The sequence below is a fragment of the Sporolactobacillus sp. KGMB 08714 genome, assembly GCF_036598985.1.
GTDB lineage: Bacteria > Bacillota > Bacilli > Bacillales > Sporolactobacillaceae > Sporolactobacillus.
Map to the genome: position 1 here is coordinate 1 of NZ_JAUUBW010000044.1, position 17,656 is coordinate 17,656.

The 17,656-nt window shown below is 46.8% G+C and carries 19 protein-coding genes, 5 tRNA genes and 1 pseudogene; 18 read left to right on the top strand and 7 right to left on the bottom strand.

Annotation, left to right across the window (positions count from 1 at the left end):
* Positions 1 to 701 precede the first annotated feature (701 nt).
* A complete protein-coding gene (locus Q6A92_RS16100) occupies positions 702 to 1,685 on the bottom strand; it encodes a 4-hydroxy-3-methylbut-2-enyl diphosphate reductase (protein ID WP_274397968.1) in 984 nt (327 codons plus the stop codon).
* A gap of 95 nt (positions 1,686 to 1,780) precedes the next feature.
* The gene (vrrA, locus tag Q6A92_RS16105) at positions 1,781 to 2,287 is read right to left on the bottom strand and encodes a VrrA/YqfQ family protein (RefSeq protein ID WP_332238717.1); all 507 of its coding nucleotides are present in this window, start codon (positions 2,285 to 2,287) and stop codon (positions 1,781 to 1,783) included.
* Positions 2,288 to 2,546: 259 nt separating this feature from the next.
* Between vrrA and Q6A92_RS16110 the strand changes: the two genes are divergently transcribed.
* Positions 2,547 to 3,446 (top strand): deoxyribonuclease IV, encoded by a 900-nt coding sequence (locus tag Q6A92_RS16110; RefSeq protein ID WP_332238718.1) that lies wholly within the window; start codon positions 2,547 to 2,549, stop codon positions 3,444 to 3,446.
* A gap of 113 nt (positions 3,447 to 3,559) precedes the next feature.
* On the opposite strand, the gene Q6A92_RS16115 is transcribed toward Q6A92_RS16110, so the two are convergent.
* A complete protein-coding gene (locus Q6A92_RS16115; RefSeq protein WP_274397966.1) occupies positions 3,560 to 3,817 on the bottom strand; it encodes a DUF2624 family protein in 258 nt (85 codons plus the stop codon).
* 454 nt (positions 3,818 to 4,271) lie between these two features.
* Between Q6A92_RS16115 and Q6A92_RS16120 the strand changes: the two genes are divergently transcribed.
* The 5 genes from Q6A92_RS16120 to Q6A92_RS16140 all read left to right on the top strand — a co-directional run bounded on the left by Q6A92_RS16120 (position 4,272) and on the right by Q6A92_RS16140 (position 7,274).
* Positions 4,272 to 5,099, top strand: a complete 828-nt coding sequence (locus tag Q6A92_RS16120) for a sensor histidine kinase (protein WP_274397965.1) — start codon at positions 4,272 to 4,274, stop codon at positions 5,097 to 5,099.
* Between the two features lie 92 nt (positions 5,100 to 5,191).
* Positions 5,192 to 5,554, top strand: a complete 363-nt coding sequence (locus tag Q6A92_RS16125) for a hypothetical protein (protein WP_332238719.1) — start codon at positions 5,192 to 5,194, stop codon at positions 5,552 to 5,554.
* 139 nt (positions 5,555 to 5,693) lie between these two features.
* Positions 5,694 to 6,272: a nitroreductase family protein gene (locus tag Q6A92_RS16130; RefSeq protein WP_274397963.1), complete on the top strand. Its 579-nt coding sequence runs from the start codon at positions 5,694 to 5,696 to the stop codon at positions 6,270 to 6,272.
* Between the two features lie 591 nt (positions 6,273 to 6,863).
* Positions 6,864 to 7,040, top strand: a complete 177-nt coding sequence (locus Q6A92_RS16135; protein ID WP_332238720.1) for a hypothetical protein — start codon at positions 6,864 to 6,866, stop codon at positions 7,038 to 7,040.
* Between the two features lie 54 nt (positions 7,041 to 7,094).
* A complete protein-coding gene (locus tag Q6A92_RS16140; protein WP_274398295.1) occupies positions 7,095 to 7,274 on the top strand; it encodes a reverse transcriptase domain-containing protein in 180 nt (59 codons plus the stop codon).
* Positions 7,275 to 7,419: 145 nt separating this feature from the next.
* On the opposite strand, the gene ispG is transcribed toward Q6A92_RS16140, so the two are convergent.
* Positions 7,420 to 8,529 carry a flavodoxin-dependent (E)-4-hydroxy-3-methylbut-2-enyl-diphosphate synthase gene (ispG, locus tag Q6A92_RS16145; protein WP_332238721.1) on the bottom strand — a complete coding sequence of 370 codons (1,110 nt, stop codon included), beginning with the start codon at positions 8,527 to 8,529 and terminating at the stop codon, positions 7,420 to 7,422.
* A 164-nt stretch (positions 8,530 to 8,693) separates the two neighbouring features.
* Entirely contained in the window at positions 8,694 to 9,017 is a 324-nt protein-coding gene (locus tag Q6A92_RS16150; protein WP_332238722.1) for a LysM peptidoglycan-binding domain-containing protein, read from the bottom strand.
* 225 nt (positions 9,018 to 9,242) lie between these two features.
* Between Q6A92_RS16150 and Q6A92_RS16155 the strand changes: the two genes are divergently transcribed.
* Complete coding sequence (locus tag Q6A92_RS16155; RefSeq protein WP_332238723.1) at positions 9,243 to 9,869, top strand: NfeD family protein; 627 nt, start codon at positions 9,243 to 9,245, stop codon at positions 9,867 to 9,869.
* A 105-nt stretch (positions 9,870 to 9,974) separates the two neighbouring features.
* Here Q6A92_RS16155 and Q6A92_RS16160 read toward each other — a convergent pair whose 3' ends face one another.
* Entirely contained in the window at positions 9,975 to 10,136 is a 162-nt protein-coding gene (locus Q6A92_RS16160) for a hypothetical protein (RefSeq protein ID WP_274397957.1), read from the bottom strand.
* A gap of 236 nt (positions 10,137 to 10,372) precedes the next feature.
* Between Q6A92_RS16160 and Q6A92_RS16165 the strand changes: the two genes are divergently transcribed.
* From Q6A92_RS16165 to Q6A92_RS16200, 8 genes are all read left to right on the top strand, one after another.
* Positions 10,373 to 10,447: transfer RNA gene (locus Q6A92_RS16165), tRNA-Asn, on the top strand.
* 1 nt (position 10,448) lies between these two features.
* Positions 10,449 to 10,522: transfer RNA gene (locus tag Q6A92_RS16170), tRNA-Met, on the top strand.
* Between the two features lie 15 nt (positions 10,523 to 10,537).
* Positions 10,538 to 10,610: transfer RNA gene (locus tag Q6A92_RS16175), tRNA-His, on the top strand.
* A 4-nt stretch (positions 10,611 to 10,614) separates the two neighbouring features.
* A tRNA-Ile gene (locus Q6A92_RS16180) sits at positions 10,615 to 10,691 on the top strand.
* An 8-nt stretch (positions 10,692 to 10,699) separates the two neighbouring features.
* Positions 10,700 to 10,789, top strand: a tRNA-Ser gene (locus Q6A92_RS16185).
* Between the two features lie 794 nt (positions 10,790 to 11,583).
* Entirely contained in the window at positions 11,584 to 12,108 is a 525-nt protein-coding gene (locus Q6A92_RS16190) for a TetR/AcrR family transcriptional regulator (protein WP_274397953.1), read from the top strand.
* A gap of 70 nt (positions 12,109 to 12,178) precedes the next feature.
* Positions 12,179 to 13,129 (top strand): SDR family NAD(P)-dependent oxidoreductase, encoded by a 951-nt coding sequence (locus tag Q6A92_RS16195; protein ID WP_332238724.1) that lies wholly within the window; start codon positions 12,179 to 12,181, stop codon positions 13,127 to 13,129.
* 216 nt (positions 13,130 to 13,345) lie between these two features.
* Complete coding sequence (locus tag Q6A92_RS16200; RefSeq protein WP_332238725.1) at positions 13,346 to 13,498, top strand: hypothetical protein; 153 nt, start codon at positions 13,346 to 13,348, stop codon at positions 13,496 to 13,498.
* Between the two features lie 266 nt (positions 13,499 to 13,764).
* On the opposite strand, the gene Q6A92_RS16205 is transcribed toward Q6A92_RS16200, so the two are convergent.
* Positions 13,765 to 14,475 carry a MerR family DNA-binding transcriptional regulator gene (locus Q6A92_RS16205; RefSeq protein WP_332238726.1) on the bottom strand — a complete coding sequence of 237 codons (711 nt, stop codon included), beginning with the start codon at positions 14,473 to 14,475 and terminating at the stop codon, positions 13,765 to 13,767.
* Between the two features lie 149 nt (positions 14,476 to 14,624).
* Between Q6A92_RS16205 and Q6A92_RS16210 the strand changes: the two genes are divergently transcribed.
* From Q6A92_RS16210 to Q6A92_RS16220, 3 genes and pseudogenes are all read left to right on the top strand, one after another.
* The gene (locus tag Q6A92_RS16210) at positions 14,625 to 15,503 is read left to right on the top strand and encodes an alpha/beta fold hydrolase (RefSeq protein WP_332238727.1); all 879 of its coding nucleotides are present in this window, start codon (positions 14,625 to 14,627) and stop codon (positions 15,501 to 15,503) included.
* 13 nt (positions 15,504 to 15,516) lie between these two features.
* Positions 15,517 to 15,872: pseudogene (locus Q6A92_RS16215) on the top strand (ISL3 family transposase); the annotation flags it as partial.
* Between the two features lie 789 nt (positions 15,873 to 16,661).
* Entirely contained in the window at positions 16,662 to 17,609 is a 948-nt protein-coding gene (locus Q6A92_RS16220) for an MFS transporter (RefSeq protein ID WP_332238728.1), read from the top strand.
* Positions 17,610 to 17,656 lie beyond the last annotated feature (47 nt).

Consider the following 17,656-nt stretch of genomic DNA (forward strand, 5'->3'; position numbering starts at 1 on the left):
CTGTAGCCGGATTCGGAGCGACCTCTCTTGTTTGGTGCGACTCTTTTCTATTTCGGAGCGACTTCCCGACGATTCGGTGCAAGTTTGCCCCGATTCGGAGCGACTTTTCGGCATTTCGGTGCGTCGACCGATAAACGGCCAAAACTCCCGGCCGTGGGTTGATTTAATCAATCGGGTATAAATTACTGTTCCGATCATTCACCTATTGATTCCGGTCCGTTTACTGCCGATTACTGTTAATATTTTGCTTTTTACTGATAAGCCGGACTTTCCCGCTGATTTTAGCCGCGATTTACAGGAATACGCAGCGGTCCGAAGAAAAAGATCGGGTGTTTTCGCCATGTAATGCCTGTCCGCGCAGGATATCGATTTTTTTCAACAAAACAAATTGCCGTTCGCATGAACATTCAGAGGAATAGGCAGGGGTCCTTACCAAGTGCCAAGCGATCGCCTGTCGGAAGGTCGGCTGCGGACCTTTTCTGTTTAACATCCGCCGATTTTCCGATCGGCTCATCGATCATTGCCCGTCTCCATTGAACGGCCGGCGGACAGGGGAAATCCGCATCTCTGAAATCAGAGAAATGACCTCTTAAAAGAGGAAGCCGCCCCGGCTGTGCCGTCAATCGCTTTCGGACAGGCTGCGAGGATCTTTTTTTCGCTGGCGGGATCCGCAGGCTTGTACGTTCTGAGCCATCAGGCCGTCAGGCTTCTCTCGGTTCTTTTCGGTGCCGGATGTGGTCCGCTTTGACCTTGGGCAGGATGTTTTTGTTCCTTGCTGCCTTGCTTTCGGTCGACCAGGTCTCCGGGTTGTCCGGATTGTATTGATCGAGAAAAAGGATAACCTCCTTGGTCAGCTGCGTCGGCGTTGATGCTCCTGCCGTGACCGCGACCTTCTTGACGCCTTTCAGCCAGCTTAGCTGCAGCTCGGACAAGTCGGCAATCCGATGGGCCGGCGTATGGGCAATTTCTTCAGAAACCTGTGCCAGCCGGTTGGAATTATTGCTTCGCGGATCGCCGACTACAATCAGGAGGTCGGCCTCTTTCGCCTGGGTGGCTACAGCCTCCTGGCGCGTCTGAGTCGCCTGACAGATTTCATTGGCCGTCTCCGCCTGCGGATATTTCTTTTTAATGTCATTCATGATTTCACGTACGTCCCACTGACTCATCGTTGTCTGGTTCGTGATGATGATTTTTTCTGCGTCAAGGTTGAGCTTATCTAAATCTTCAACGGTTTCAACAAGGTGGACACTATCGGGGGCGACGCCGATCGCGCCTTCGGGTTCCGGATGCCCCTTTTTTCCAATGTAAATGACGTGATAGCCCTCTTTTTTCTTCCTCTCGATCAGATCGTGTGTCTTCGTGACGTCGGGACAGGTAGCGTCGATTGTCGTCAGTCCTTTTTTTTCAGCGAGAATCCGCACTTCCGGTGAAACGCCGTGTGCGGTAAAAATAACGGTTCCGTGGTCGATTTCCTGCAAGAGGTCGATCCGTTTCTTTCCCGGACGATCAAGTGTGATGATGCCCTCTTCTTTGACCGCTTCGGTCACATGGTGGTTGTGGACAATCATGCCCAATATATAAATCGGCTTCGGCAATGCTTCATTCATGGCTGCTTTCTTCGCGATCACCAATGCATCAACCACACCGTAACAATAGCCCCGGGGTGAAACCTTGATCACTTTCATATATCTATCTCTCCGATCTGAAGAACTTCGTCTTTTCTCTGCTTCATTATAATGGAGCCGATTCGAGAACACAACGAAGTTGCAGAAGGGATGCCTTAAATGTACATACGCGGCCGTGAAGGCCTGGTCTCGAAGTCTTCGCTGTCCCACGAGATCCGCTTTTTTTTCACAGATTTATTTTTTCTTTCCCGGTTGGGAACGTTTTTTTTTGTCTCGTTTCGTTTCGTTTTTCGCTTATTTTTCGATTCGTTCTGCTTTTTCTTGGATTCGTTTTCTGTTTCGCCCGTTTCTTCTGCTCCGTCTGTCTCTTCTTCCTCTTCTGTCTCCTTCTCGGACTCCTCCGTCTCTTTGGAAGCCGTTTCTTCGGAGGACTGCATGCTTTTCAGAACGCTGATAATGGCCGGAGCGTTTTTGATCAGCGGCCCGAATTGCTGGAACATCGGAAGAACGGTTTGTGCCGTCTGAATCGCTTTCTGGGCATTGGCAAGCATGCCGAAAAAATTGATTCCGCTTCCTGACTGCCCTGCTCCGGAAGACAGCATTGAGAGCAGATTGGAAAGTCCGCCTGTTCCTGAAGAAGGGGCCACAGGCATTCTCGACATAGAGGAAGACATGCCCCGGAAAAGCGAAGGGAATCCCTGGGTCGGCGGCGCCGGCGGAGAAAGAAATGAGGGCATGCCCCGGAACATCGGCGGTGGTCCTTGCTGAAACGGCGGCATGTTTTTTCATTCCCTTCATCGTATATTTCGCTGATATCCAGTGTATGTGACAAACGACGATCCGTGAATAATGGGAAGGAGGGCGGCAGGAGGCAAATTCGGACAATTATGCTAAAATAAGTGAAGAAAAGAGGGGATGTCTTTGTTAAAGATAGGATCGCATGTTCATATGTCCGGCTCTAAAATGCTTCTCGGGGCGAGTGAAGAGGCGGCGGCTTATGATGAGACAGTTATGATGATTTATACCGGAGCCCCGCAGAATACGTTAAGAAAACCGATCGAGAAGCTGAATATTGAAGCGGGCCGGGCACATATGGAGGCGCACCATATTGAAGAAGTGGTCGTCCACGCGCCTTATATCATAAATATCGCCAACACGGTCAAGCCGGAAACCTTCTCTCTCGGCGTATCCTTTCTGCGCAAGGAAATCGATCGGGCGGCAGCGATCGGTGCCGGGCAGATTGTGCTTCATCCCGGTGCACATGTCGGGGCGGGTGTCGAGGCCGGCATTGCAAAAATTATCGAAGGGCTGAATGAAGTGCTTGAAGAGGACGATACAGTTCAGATCGCACTGGAAACGATGGCCGGAAAGGGAAGCGAATGCGGCTTCCGCTTTGAACAGCTTGCGCAAATTATAGACGGTGTCCGGCTGAATGAGAAACTGTCCGTATGCTTCGATACATGTCATACGAATGACGCCGGTTATGATGTGGCTCATGATTTCGACGGGGTTCTGAACACATTTGATAAAATAATCGGAGCGGACCGGATTAAAGTGATTCATGTGAATGACAGCAAGAATCCCCTGGGAGCCCGAAAGGACCGGCATGCCAACATCGGCCTGGGTACGATCGGCTTTGAGCCGCTGAATGCCATCGTTCACCACCCGCAGATGGAAGCACTGCCGAAAATACTGGAGACTCCGTATGTCCGTGCCGGCGCGGATACAAAGAATAAGAAACCGCCCTATAAGTATGAAATCGCCATGCTGAAGGCCGGGCATTTTAACGCTCATCTGCTTGAGGATATTCTCGCCGGTTAAGGTCGATTGTTCGCCGCGCTGCCTTAGGAATATGTAAAATAAGCCGGAGAAACTCCGGTTTATTTTGTAAGGACATCAGAAAGTTGTTCTGTCTCATGGCTCTTTTCGTGCGATCACTGATACTTTATCATCAGATCTTCAAAGCGCCGGTTCAGGTCTTCGGCCAGTTTCGGTCCTAATTCCTCAACAAGAATCCGGCGCAGTTTCCTTTGATCCGCGGGATCAAACAGATTAATGTTTTTTCCGTGCACACGGCCGGCCACCCTGGCGGCCTGATTTTTTGAGATCGGGATCCCGTATTGAACGGCCTGCCGGTAAAGCTCTTCCGCCGTGACTTGATTAATCCGCTGATTGACGATCTGCTGAATCATGGGATGCACATTCTCCACTCCAATTCATTTTTTGATGAAACATTCACCATAGCCTATGCCGGCCGAATCAGACGAATACACGCAATTTATCGGCGAAAATCGACAGAATCCGCCATAAAGTCGAAACTTGTCAAACATTCTTTGGTCGTTTGCCCTATATCATTTTTCCTGATTAAAGTATAATTTAAATACACACAAAAAGCGTTTGAATTTTTAAACGTTTAAATCCGAACTGTCTTTTAAGGAGTGTTGAGAGTGCACGGGGCGTAAACGTAAAATATAAAGAGGAGTGATAACCATCATATATCATGAATCCTTTCTATCCGTTTCTGAGAAAGACCTGTTCGAGAATCAACTGTCATTGGAAATGCGCTTCTGCCTGACTCCCGAAGGTCGTATTTTAGATTGCAATAGAAATGGCAAAGTTATGGTTGATCGCTTTGGAGATTGCTTCTTGGACTTTTTTACGGAACATGTCCGGACAGAGAGCAGAAATTACCTCAAAACCATCATGGAAAGCGATGACATTGTTGCCGCGCTGCTGGATGATCGGGTTGAAAACAACGGCGTAGGCACCCTTTACAATGGATTCAGCAAAGACGGGAAAATATATATTGCCGCCTACCACACTGCAATGATTACCCGTCTTGCGGCAGAGTTTGCCCATGAGCTGAGAAATCCGCTGACCGTGATCAAGGGGTTTGTGCAATTATCCGACTATACACAGGAATTTGATAAATATAAAAGAACGATCATTTCCGAAATAGACCGCATGCACGCAATTCTTGAAAGCTTTCTGACCCTTTCAAAAAAACAAATTAAGAAAAAACAGATGCTGCCTGATCAAGTCTGCACGTCCCTGATTTCTCTGATTTCATCGGAATGCTCACTCAAAAAAATTTCTTTCGATTACGATGTGGCTTATTCCGAAAAGATGTGTTCGGTCGATCTCTCCATGATTAAGCAGGTTATTTTGAATCTGCTCCGAAACGCGCTGGAAGCGATAGAAGAAAAGGAGCAGGCGGAGAAAAGAATTTTTTTCAGAGGAGCCGTTGAAACGAGGGGTTACCGTTTTTCATTGTCGGATAACGGTTCAGGAATCGAGACCAGTGTCCTCAAACAGCTTGGCAAGCCTTTTTTTACGACAAAGGAAAAAGGGACAGGCATCGGTCTGTCCCTGTGCAAAAAGATCGTTGCCGACCATCGCGGGACATTCTGCGTGAGCAGTCTGCCGGGAAAAGGGACAACGGTTAGCTTCTTCCTTCCTTTTACTGCCGCTTAACGGAATCACTCCGTTTCCATAATCTGTATCAGTTAAATCGATTCATTTGAGTCAGACTATAGACGATCCTAAAAAGAAAGTGAGGGGTCGCTATGGCTGATAAGGATCATTTGGAGGAAGATTCATTATACGGGAAGCAGCATGCTTACAATAATGAAGAGTACGCAAAAGAGCTGGCGGCCGATCAGTATGATCCGGAAGCCGGACGGGCGGAGCATGATCATGCGCACAGGAGCGGCGAGCGCCGGGTTTTTGAGAACGGGAGAGGCATGGGCTGGCTTGCGCTTGCCTTTTCCGTCGTATCGTTATTCTTTCTCCCCATTGTTCTCGGCATTGTCGGGATCATCGTCGGCTATATAGCCTTCCGGGAAGGTGCACGGACTTTGGGCGGCTGGGCCATAGGCATTGGCTGTGCTGCTGTTTTGATCCAACTTTTTTCGCCGATGTTCTGGTGAAAAGGTCAACGAAAGGGCGCTTTGCAATTTGCAAAGCGTCTTTTTGAATGATACATATTTCTAACACTGTAATTGTGACATATGTTACAATATCGTTGAAAATAGTTGATGATATTGTGAAAAAAAGGAAGGAGATAGCATGGAAACAATAGAAGCCATTGATACAAGACGTTCGGTTCGCAAAGTGACGGACCAGGCGGTGCCGAAGGAAGAAATTGTACAAATTCTCGATGCAGCGCGGCGCGCGCCGAATCACTTTAACACGCAGCCGTGGCATTTCACGGTTCTGACCGGCGAAGGCCGCAATAAACTGGGGGATGTTTACGGGAAAGCCAATCAGCAGAATTTGGAAAGTAAGGACAAGGAATCACTTGAGGCTGTATATCAAAAGGGATTAGCCAAGGCAAAACGTTCTCCGGTCATTATTGTTGTAACCGCTGAACCTTCTGACAAACCGAAAGTAAAAATGACGGAAGAAATTGCGGCAACCGCCTGTGCCGTTGAAAACATGCTGCTTGCCGCCCATGCGCGGGGGCTTGGAGCGATGTGGCGTACAGGGGATGCGGTGTATACCGACACGATGAAGCAGAATTTCGGCATTTCCGCCAAGGGACTTGTGATCGGCTGTGTCTACGTCGGTTATCCGGAAGAAGGAAATACGCTTAGGGCACCGGCCAGAGCGTCTGTCGAAGAAATAACGGCCTGGGTGAACGAATAAAGGTCGGAGCTTCTGAATGCCGCTGAAATGAAAAAGTTCCGGGATTTAAAATCCCGGAACTTTTTTTGGTGCGCCCGGCATGGGCGATAACTTGGCGGTGAAAGTCCGCCGTAGACCGTAGCGGTCGGAACTACCAGCTGAGGACAAGAGTGTCTCCTGTGAGGGAGGATCTGAAGGAAGTCTCAGGCAAAGTGCTGAACGGATGCACAAGAACCAGCTATAAGGTTACACGTCATGGATCAGGTTGCCAAACAAACCCAAGTCCGATACCGCTCAAAATGACGAGTCGTAGAGCTGGCAGTTACATGGCACGAAGGTTATCGCTCTTACTCGGGGAGATCTGTATCATACGTGGCCGACAAGAAGGACGAAAAGTCCTACAGCGACAAACCGTGCAGTGATGGGCGGCTGAATGATGCAGAAGTCAGCCGAGGTCATAGCAGCTGTCTTTGGCAGTGAAGGACCGAACAATAACAATTCTCACTGATACTGGAGGTGGAAGCCGTGCGACAATCGCAGAAAACAGAACATCAAGCTGACCGCCGGAAGCGGGCAGGCAGGGAAGGCCAAGAGTACTCCGGGGCGCGCAGTATGGCTTCTGGTGAAGGTGCAGCTGAGAGCGGCACTTCAATGATGGAGCGTGTCCTGTCGCGAAAGAACCTGAATCAGGCCTATCTTCGGGTGAAGTGTCATAAGGGGGCGGCAGGAATTGACGGAATGACCGTAGAAGAGGCACTGCCTTATCTCAAAGAACATCGGGATGAATGATTAGCATCATGGCGCAAAGGGACCTAGAAACCAACTCCGGTCAAACGTGTAGAAATACCCAAACCGGATGGCTCTAAGCGCAAACTCGGCATACCGACCGTTGTTGATCGAGTGATCCAGCAGGCAGTGGCTCAAGTGATGAGGCCCATGTTTGAAGGGGTGTTCTCAGATCATAGCTATGGGTTCAGGCCGCATCGCAGTGCTCATGACGCTCTGTTACACCCTGACGAATGAAAAACTGGAGCATCTTGGATTAATGAATCTTTCCCAGACACTCCAGCCTATTCAAAGTGCTTAAGTTATTGAACCGCCGTATACGGATCCGTACGTACGGTGGTGTGAGAGGTCGGCAGTGTGAACTGCCTCCTACTCGATCCTCTCAGCTCTTGATCTCTGCCTGTTCCGCTTTCTTCCTGGCAAAATATTCGTCGGCAAGTTTGTCGATCTCGATTTTCAGCTCTTCGACCATCCGATCTTCGGGTACTTTGCGAATGACTTCTCCGTGTCTGAACAGAAGGCCTTCTCCGCGGCCCCCGGCGATGCCGATATCGGCTTCCCGCGCTTCGCCCGGGCCGTTGACCGCACAGCCGAGTACCGAGACCTTAATCGGCGCGTTGATATGGTCGATGTAGTCTTCCACTTCGTTGGCAATCTTGATCAAATCAATCTGGATACGGCCGCATGTCGGACAGGAGATCAGCGTCGCGGCATTGGTCAGGCCGAAAGTTTTAAGCAATTCGCGGCAAACTTTGATTTCTTCGACAGGGTCGGCCGATAAGGAAATCCGCATAGTATTGCCGATGCCTTCGTTCAGCAAAATGCCCAGCCCGGCCGCGCTCTTGATACTGCCGGAAAACTTGGTTCCGGATTCCGTGATGCCGAGATGCAGCGGATAGTTGAACGTGCGGGCGGCCTTCTCATAGGCCGCGACTGCCAGATGAATGTTCGAAGCCTTCAGCGAGACGATGATATCATGAAAATCAAGGTCTTCAAGAATTTTGATATGATGCAGCGCGCTTTCGACCATTCCGTCCGCAGTCGGATAACCGTATTTATCCAGAATGTGTTTTTCCAGTGATCCGGCGTTGACGCCGATCCGGATCGGGATGTGCCTGGCTTTCGCCGCACGGACAACGGCTTCAACATTCTCTTTTTTTCCGATATTTCCTGGATTGATGCGGATTTTGTCGGCACCGCCCTCGATCGCTTTCAAAGCAAGTTTATAGTTGAAGTGAATATCGACGACAAGCGGAATATGGATCCTGCGCTTGATCTCCGGTATGGCCAGCGCATCCTCCATGGTCGGACAGGCGACGCGGACCATCTGGCATCCTGCTTCTTCAAGCCTTCTGATCTGAGCAACGGTTGCCGCAACGTCGCGTGTTTTTGTTGTTGTCATGCTTTGTATGATGACTTCATTGGATCCGCCAATGGTTAGATTCCCGACTCTCACTTTTCTCGTTTTCGTCCGGTGCGTAATTTCTGACACGAACCATCCGCTCCTTTATGGGTAAGAATGAATTATCTGCGGCATTTTCACACAGAAACAGTATATCATGAATCGAGCGGAGCTGCCGCCTTTTGACATTTCCATGCGGCATGGACAATCAAGACACCGGCTGTGTAGCGAGAAAATGATTCGCTGATTTTTTGTTAAGGCTGACGGTCGTAATAGGGAAACGCATACGTTCGCCCAATCTGCAGATGGTTCGGGTCGACCGACGGATTTAAAATGGCGAAATCCTTGATCACTTGATCAATGGAAGGGGATGTCTTATTGATACGTTCCGCAACCGAAAGCAGTGTGTCTCCGGGCGCTACGGTGATTCTTTGGGAAGGAATCTGAGCCTTTACGGATTGAGCGGAGGCAGCGGAGGCATGCGCCGCGGTTCCGGCCGGCAGCGATCCGGATGTCAGATCGGTATAGCTTGTCCAACAAGCAATTAAGAACAGTAGGGTAAAAATTCGTCTTTTCATCCGATCATCTCCTCGTAGTCATCTATACGCATTGAATCCAATCACTATTCACTTTTTTTAAAAAATATTTAAAAGAAGCTTTTCGCCGGACTCTGCGTATGGTTTAATGAAAAGAGACCGGTCAAATTATTTGAAAAGAAGGGAAGGCGGGGAAAGAAAGCCGTGTTTTGTCTCTCATCCGACGTACTTTGCCTTTCTCCGGCCGGCTGAAAGAAGGTGCCCGATTTGAGTTTATTGGCATATCCCGCAAGCGGTTTTTTCGTCATCCTGTTTGCATCCGCTTTTTTATTTGCCGAACTCATGGTCAAAGCAAAGGGTCTTTTCGCCGTCATCGGCAGTGGACTGTTTATTTATTATTTTTCCTATTTTCTTACCGATCAGGCATCGCCGTGGATCGTCCTGCTGCTTGTCGGAGGACTCCTTCTGATTATTATTGACGGGAAACTTTTTACTACAGGTGTGATCGCCATTCTGGGCTTTATTCTGATGATTATCGCCTGTGCGCTTCCGGCGCCGTCGTTACTGTACGGCATGCTGGTGGCGATTGCGTTTGCCATCGGTACGTGCGGTTCCTTTCTCTTTAATAAGTGGCTTCCGAAGCGCGACTATCTGGAAAAGCTGACTCTTCAGGACCGGCTTTCCAGCGATAAGGGCTATATATCGATGAACAGGGACTATCGGGAACTGGTCGGCAGGCGGGGCATGACGGTGACGCCCTTTCATCCGGTCGGCACGGTCGCCATTGATGGAAAAAGATACAGTGCCATTACGGACGGTGCTTTTCTTGAGGAAAATATGCCGGTACAGGTTGTCTCTGTAGACGGAACCAGAATCGTGATCGATAAAATTTAAAAGATGGGAACTGATAAAGTGAAAAAGCAGCTAGATCCGACCGGATGTAACTGTCTTTTTCATTTTTCGATTGCAGGCGGAATGAAGAATGGGGGGGAAAAGCATTCACACAGAAATATCTTCTGTCGCAAACACGTAAGAACGATAGGCTGCCGATAATGCAATGATTGAACCGACTAAAAAGAACAGGACACCTCCAAGATAAAGAGCAGCTGCGACCACTTTGCTTTTTTCGTTAAGCACGACGGCCCCTTGTGTACGATCCATAATCAGCCTTCACCTCTTTCAAACTTTTTGTATCTATATGTATTCACCAAATAGGTACTCGGTTCCTGATAAACGCGGAAGTGAAACACGATCCGGGAAAGAAACGCAAAAAAATGTTGTCAAATCCGGGCCAGTATGGTATATTAACATTTGTCGTTGAAAGAGAATCGGCTGCTTTCAACAAATATTGACAGGCGTGACGGCTTGTGTTAAATTAGTTCTTGTTCTGAATTTATTCCACAGTAGCTCAGCGGCAGAGCAATCGGCTGTTAACCGATCGGTCGTAGGTTCGAACCCTACCTGTGGAGCCATGGCGGTGTAGCTCAGCTGGCTAGAGCATACGGTTCATACCCGTAAGGTCGAGGGTTCGATCCCCCCCGCCGCTATTTTTTTTTCTAATGGCGGTTATGGTGAAGTGGTTAACACACCGGATTGTGGTTCCGGCACGCGTGGGTTCGATCCCCACTAACCGCCCGTTGGACCCTTAGCTCAGTTGGTTAGAGCAGACGGCCCATAACCGTCCGGTCGTAGGTTCGAGTCCTACAGGGTCCACCATTTGTTTTGGAGGAATACCCAAGCTTGGCTGAAGGGATCGGTCTTGAAAACCGACAGGGGCTTCACGGCTCGCGGGGGTTCAAATCCCTCTTCCTCCGATCAGGGATTTTTATGACTTTTTATAATTCCTCAAGATCGTTGATATGATACGATTTTTGAGGATTCTAATTTTATAGTGTTTATAGCTTTTTATACACTTGCCGGCTAAAAACCGGCTGTTTATTTTGCTGCTGTTTTCAGCTGCACGACTGAGCTTTCCGGCTTTGTAAAAAGTCCGCCGACGACATCCTCCGTTCCTTCTATCTTTATATTCTTATTCAACCATTCCGAAAATTCTTCCGCAGATGGTTTTTCGGGACTTTTTGTTTATAACGGGGCGGGGTCCATGCACAACTTGCGTTCCTGAGTAGGCATGAGCGGGCATGATTAACGGCATGGATGCCTGCTGTACGGTTTTTCCGCTCCCCTCTTCAGATGGATGATCTCCGCTTTGGTCAGATCGACTTGGCAAGGGGCGGCTTATTCAAATGTAATCTTCTGTTTATTTTTTTACACCTTTTGGGACGGTCAATAAACCATAAAATGTATGGGTTAACTAATCTAATTCAGCAAATCTGTACAGGGATTACCCCGAGCCAGGATAAATATATCGGTAACAGCCTGTGGAAATTTCGATTAAGAGATGTCTCGGCAGGTAGCCCAATGTCACGGTCAACCAGGGTGTCGGCCTGCGGCGGCTCAGAGGGAAAGGGGCTTATAGAAGAAAGGAAGTCTTTTTCTGTCTGAGAAAAATTTTGCCTCAATGGCGAAGAACGTTTTTTCTTGACAAGGATTATCCGATCAGTTATTATTTATTTATCGACCAATAACTTATTGCAGAAGGAGATAGAACATGAGCCGTCCGAAAAGGGGGAATCGCGAAGAAGAGATTATCGAAGCCGGTCTGGAAGTTTTTGCGAAAAGAGGATATTATCAAACGACAACCGCGCTCATCGCGGAGAAGGCGGGTATTTCACAGCCGTATGTGTTTAAATTTTTTAAGACAAAAGAGGTACTGTTTGAAACGGCGCTGAGCAGAGCTTACGAACGGATTAACCGATCCCTTCAAAACGTGAAAGCCGATCCCGATCATCTCATCGAAGCGATGATCGCCGCTTACGAAAATTTGTCGGATTCCCGCCCGTACGAAGTTGCTTTGCAAGTCATCGGTCTGTCCGTGCCTGAAGCTGCGATAATGGCAGTTACACGTCGGGGCCTGCTGCTGATTCGAAAGAATGTGCTCAACCGATTTCGGGAAGCCGGAATCAAGAATGCCGAGCGGGAGGTCACTCGGCTTATGGCCGAGGGCATACTCTGCAACATTTCCTTTTTCCTTGAATTACCGGAATTGATGGAGAAACAAGCGGCGGAAAAATAACGGAGAAAGGCAATTTTTTTGGCACATTAAGTTATTGATTGATCACTAAATTTAAAGGGGAGATCTACGAATGGAAAGAGCCCTTGTATTGGGAGCCACCGGAGGAATAGGCCAGGCCATCGTTGCGGAACTCATCGCCAGAGGAAGCCATGTGATTGCTTTCGGGCGCTCGCAGCAGAAGATGAAAAAAATATTTGCCGCCTACAATCGGCAGCAGTTTTCTTACGCGACCGGCGACGTTTTCGACGCCGACACGGTTGCCGATGCAGCAAAAGATGCCGATGTCATTTTCCATTGTGCGAATGTCAACTATCAGGAAATGAAAAATAAACTGTTGCCGATGGGTCAAAGCGTGATGACGGCAGCCGATCGTCTGCATAAAAAAATCGTGGTGATTGACGGTATCTACGTCTACGGCCATCAAGTTGCCGAAGGGAATGAGGCTCACCCGAAACACCCGCACACACAAAAGGGGAAAATTCGCCTGGCTTATGAAAAATTGATATTCAGCGATCAATGGCGCAACGCTCAGCCGCTCATTGTCAGATTGCCGGATTACTACGGCCCGACTTCGCAAAGCGCTTATTTACAGCCGACCCTTGAAGGATTGACAAGACACCGTATCGCGTTTTTTATCGGGAATCTGACCACACGGCGGGAGTACATTTATCTGCCGGATGCAGCCCAAATGATCGTCAGCCTGGCGGAGCGGGACGATACGTCCCGTGAAAACTGGAATATTCCCGGTTCAGGTCTCATTTCGGGAAAAGAGATCGTTAAGATTGTCCGGGAAATCACGGGTCGGCGGAAAAGAGCCATTCCGCTGCATACGTGGATGATCGCATTGATCGGACTTTTCGATCCGTTCATGCGGGAAGTCACGGAAATCATGTATCTTACGAAAGAGGGTTTTATCCTAAGCGGAGAAAAATATCGGAAACGGGTCGGACCGATCGTCAGGACACCTTTCCGGCAGGGACTGGCGCAAACACTGCGTGCTTATAAGGCCGAAGATCAGTAATGAAAGGCAGATCGGGCATCTATAGAGGCAAATTCTATCCGCCGTTTGAAAATATGACCGGCACAAACATCTTTATCTCAATCTGCTGCAATGAAGTTCAGTTCATTCACAGGGATAATTATAATGATGGCGATTTATGAATTTATAGTGGGGCGTTCATCCGAATAGGTTCGCTGATCTCTATTCCCGTGTTACTGCGAGAAAGGATTCAATCGGATGAAACGGTACCGGATCGGCAGAAAATGCATTATCGAGAAACTATTCACCGTTTTTTTCCCTTTTGCACTGATTCTGGCTGCGTTCATCATTTTATCGGGTATCGTCGGCAGTCTAATCCATCTGCCGGCTTTCCCCTTTCTGTTTTTATAGACTATCCCATTATTTTAATACTCACAGTAAGATCTCTTAAAGTGATTTTTCGCTTCAGAAGATAAAGGGGGGCATCCAGGAGCTTTATATTTAGGGGCCTCCGGAACATATAGTGGATTTTCTTTTTTAATAGAAAAAGAACAATGGGTACGAAGATAGGATTGTTTAGTAGTAAAAGGCAAACGATAATATAAATTTAGGTATCAAACGTATTAGATTGATATCTTGTGAAAAATGTAAAGGAATAACGGTGTACTTATTACTTTTTAGGAATTTATTTCTTGGTAAAAGTTTATATATTTTATCAGTTCTGTGATTCCTTTCAATTGAAGTAATAGCTGATTACTTAAATTTTCCAAAGCCAATTGAAAGGAACGTTCGTTTTTTTCATAGTTTTGGGTGTCCAAATTATTTAATAGCCGCTTCATATTTTCAATATAATAAACGGTTTTTCGCAAGCTGCTTATGACCAGTATTCTGCGAAGTTGAGATATTGAAACCATTCTGTAGCCGTTTTCTTTATTTCTTTCTAAATGGATTAAACTCATTTTTTCCCAGTGACGGATAGCTGAAGTATTTACGCCTGCTATTTTTGCAGCCTCTCCAATACTCATATATTCTTTAAATTTTACGTTATTATATTGAGTAAAATCGGCATTTTGCAGCATTGTCAGTATTTCTTCGACCCGCTGTTTCTCCACTTGAATATAATACTGCTGTTCATTGACTAACCAAAGAGCTTCTTCAAACCTTGCATTTTTAATCATTCTCATTGCTTCGTAAACAACAGGTATATCATATCCTCTTAATAAGGCTCTGATGGCAGCAAAAGCCTGGAAGTGGATCGTTGTGTAGAAACGGCGATTACTTTTTGTTCTGGGTACAGCAGGAATAAGTTCTTGTTCTTCATACCTCCTCAAAGTTGTGGTACTGACATTCAATGCCCTTGCAATTTGTTTAGGCGTATAGGTCTCCATTTACTAACTCCTTCTTAAAGTAAAACCTTCAAGTGCCACAATAACATATTTCAGTCAGAAATCCCAATATATAAAGGCCAGAGTATGGAAAACCGAAAGATTGCATGAATTTTGTATGATGGTTATAGAAACATTCTGGAGTGATAGAAATGGAAAAGAGCATAAAACTTGCGGACGAATCAGAATTAAAAGCTGGCTTGGCAGGGAATTCCGATTTACCCACAATCATGCTTCCAGTTACTAAAGAATCTGTTTATGGACAGGAAGCCGAGTACTTAAAGTTGTGGGAAGTAGATCCTGAATTAGGAAAACATTTTGTCGAGGGACTCGTGGACAATTTCCAGATTTTATATTTCGACTATGAAGGACATCGTTTACAACATCCGAACCCAGAGAACCTCACACCTGAAAGCATCGTAAAGGACTTTCTGACAATTGCTGATGAAATGAACGTTATGAAATTCAGCTACTATGGTTATTCCTGGTTGGCTTTAATTGGATTACAATTAGCCATTCGGACAGACAGGCTGGAAAGCTTGATCATGGGCGGTTATCCGCCAATAGATGGTCCCTATAAAGAAATGATGGTAGTGACAAATAAAACACACCAACAAGCTTTAAAAAACCAAAATTCTTCTGTTATAGATGAACAAAACCATATCGGTCCGGAAAAGATTGATTGGGATAACATACAGGTCAAGCTTGACACGAATCAAACGAAACAGTTTGTTACACTGTACAAAAATTTAATGGATTTTAATGATCGGGAAATTCAACATAAACTAGTTTTTCCGAGATTGGCATTTGCCGGGGAAAAAGACACTATTGTTTTTGGAGAAAACTTCGGCAATGTAACAGTTGATATTGTCGGTATTCTTCAAAAAAACAAACAGGAATTAGAGCACCTTGGATGGGATATAGAAATCTTAAAAGGACATGATATGGATCACACAAAAGCTATGCAGCCTGTAACGGTCCTGTCATTGATAAGGCCCTGGTTGATTAAAAATTTGAATATAACCCGTTAAAAATAAATAAATCAGCAATTCAAAAGGCGCTTATAAAAACGTTTTGAGAGCCGAGACAACTGGCAAGATACTTTCGACAAAAGGCCGACTGACGCTTATACAGAGTTCATAAACAGCATTATTAGGCAAGTTGAACGAATGGGTAGAGGATATTCATTTGCAGTCTTACGGGCCAAGATACTGTTTAATGAGAATCTCCGTAAGAAACGCAAGCCACGATTTTCAAATGCCTTCAACAAAACTATGTTCGATACTTTCAATTGGCATGAAGTAGCAGACCACGTTATAACAAACAACTTTGGTGTCGATTTTTCTATATTTATTAAGAAATTGGAGAAGAGTGTCTTATCAGCTCTTTTCCGCCATTAAAATCCGAATACCCATATTTAACAAGCAGATCGGAGACTTCCTCCGGTCAGCAGAATCTGAAGCTTTTACTGATTCTCAAAATTGCCGATACAAGGCGATTTTTGAGGACTTTACTTTATTATCAGGCATTCTTGCAGAGTAAACACCGGGCAACGGGCTTTCAGGATTGGAAGCCGGACAGATCAAAAGGTAATTTCGTATAGCTGGCTTCAGCGGTTCAGCGACTAGTCAAAACTTCGAGGCCATACTCTGGGGGGCTTTTAGAAATTGGTGAAAATGTAGTACAATAGCAACGGTTGTGTGAAGATTACATAGTGCATGCCTGTGTATGAGTGCTCATCTTTAAACGAATCACGAAGATTCGCAGCGGGTTGTGAACTGTGAGAGGCAGTTTTTTGGAAAGAAAAAATAACGGTCACGAAGACCGATTGACTCTTTTATTTGTTTCAGGAGTTAGTTGGCATTCGTGACTTTTTATTTTAGTTGCGATTAACATTTGCAATCGATTGTGTTGCCATTAATGGCAGCGGTAAATCGACATTGATGAAGATCATCAGCAGATTTATGCTTCAGGTCAGGGTCTGTTCGGCTGATTAATACTGAAGGAGACTGAGAGATCGGCATTTTTGGCGATCGTTTCAACACGCCGGTTTTGTTTTTCAAAATGCAGAATTTCAGTTCTTCTGCGATAGCACGGCATGAGGTATGTACAGAAGCAGCTAAAAAAGAAGGAAGGCGGGCCCGATTTCGCAGAGAAAAGGGTCCGTTTGCAAAGGAGAAGACGATCGGTTGGCTACAAAAAATAAAGTTTTAAGTCAGAAATCATTCATCTTGTTATTCATCGGTATTTTGCTTATTTCGGCGAATCTGAGAGCTCCGATTACGGCTGTCGGCCCTCTGTCAAAAATTCTTAATCAGGAAATGAATCTGTCAAACGCCTGGGTCGGGATGCTGACAACACTTCCGCTGCTCGCTTTTGCGGTTATTTCACCGTTAGTAGCGAGCGTGGCCGGAAAGTTCGGGAACGAAAGGACGCTGTTTGCCAGCATGCTTTTTCTTACTCTCGGCATTGCTTTACGATCTTACCGGGCAAATGATGGCTGTTTATTTATCGGTACCCTGATCATTGGCGTGGCGGTTGCCTTTGGGAACGTCCTTCTCCCCAGTTTCATCAAAGAGCGTTTGCCTGAAAAGATAGGAGTGATGACAGGAGCCTATACGGTTGTGATGAGCCTGTTTGCCGGTTTGGGTTCGGGCCTGAGCATTCCGATTGAAAGAGGGACAAGTTTCGGGTGGAGAGGCTCTCTGATGGTGTGGGGCTTATTATCGCTGGCGGCCGTAATTGTTATGCTGCCTTTGCTGCATGCGAAACAGCGGCAGCCTGCGCCTGCAGGCGGGCAGAGACGCCCGACGCTGTTTTTTTCGAAAAAGCTGCTGACTTCTCCTTTGGCCTGGTACGTGACTCTGTTTATGGGACTGCAGTCGCTTCTTTTCTACGTGCTGATGGCCTGGCTGCCGTCTATTCTGGTAAGTGACGGCTATAGGGCGTCCCAAGGCGGATGGATGATCCTCGTTTTGCAGATTATTTCTCTGCCCGCTTCATTTCTGGCGCCCGTTCTGGCTTCCCGCCGCCAAAGCCAGACGGGATTGGCTGTTTTCGCCTCCGTACTTTATGTGATCGGCTTTGCCGGGATGCTTTCGGGAAAATGGAGGCTGTCTCAAAAGGTCAGTCTGTAGTGAAAAACGAGAGGGACATTTTTTCCCTCTCGTTTTTCGCTCATCCT

What these genes read in the sequence shown, in the direction of transcription:
- Q6A92_RS16125 (WP_332238719.1), top strand. Translation starts at nt 5,192, where the DNA reads ATGGCTGATAAGGATCATTTGGAGGAAGATTCATTATACGGGAAGCAG.
- Q6A92_RS16100 (WP_274397968.1), bottom strand. Translation starts at nt 1,685, where the DNA reads ATGAAAGTGATCAAGGTTTCACCCCGGGGCTATTGTTACGGTGTGGTT.
- Q6A92_RS16160 (WP_274397957.1), bottom strand. Translation starts at nt 10,136, where the DNA reads ATGGATCGTACACAAGGGGCCGTCGTGCTTAACGAAAAAAGCAAAGTG.
- Q6A92_RS16210 (WP_332238727.1), top strand. Translation starts at nt 14,625, where the DNA reads ATGGAAAAGAGCATAAAACTTGCGGACGAATCAGAATTAAAAGCTGGC.
- vrrA (WP_332238717.1), bottom strand. Translation starts at nt 2,287, where the DNA reads ATGTCGAGAATGCCTGTGGCCCCTTCTTCAGGAACAGGCGGACTTTCC.
- Q6A92_RS16205 (WP_332238726.1), bottom strand. Translation starts at nt 14,475, where the DNA reads ATGGAGACCTATACGCCTAAACAAATTGCAAGGGCATTGAATGTCAGT.
- Q6A92_RS16195 (WP_332238724.1), top strand. Translation starts at nt 12,179, where the DNA reads ATGGAAAGAGCCCTTGTATTGGGAGCCACCGGAGGAATAGGCCAGGCC.
- Q6A92_RS16200 (WP_332238725.1), top strand. Translation starts at nt 13,346, where the DNA reads ATGAAACGGTACCGGATCGGCAGAAAATGCATTATCGAGAAACTATTC.
- Q6A92_RS16150 (WP_332238722.1), bottom strand. Translation starts at nt 9,017, where the DNA reads ATGAAAAGACGAATTTTTACCCTACTGTTCTTAATTGCTTGTTGGACA.
- Q6A92_RS16115 (WP_274397966.1), bottom strand. Translation starts at nt 3,817, where the DNA reads ATGATTCAGCAGATCGTCAATCAGCGGATTAATCAAGTCACGGCGGAA.
- Q6A92_RS16190 (WP_274397953.1), top strand. Translation starts at nt 11,584, where the DNA reads ATGAGCCGTCCGAAAAGGGGGAATCGCGAAGAAGAGATTATCGAAGCC.
- Q6A92_RS16135 (WP_332238720.1), top strand. Translation starts at nt 6,864, where the DNA reads ATGGCTTCTGGTGAAGGTGCAGCTGAGAGCGGCACTTCAATGATGGAG.
- Q6A92_RS16130 (WP_274397963.1), top strand. Translation starts at nt 5,694, where the DNA reads ATGGAAACAATAGAAGCCATTGATACAAGACGTTCGGTTCGCAAAGTG.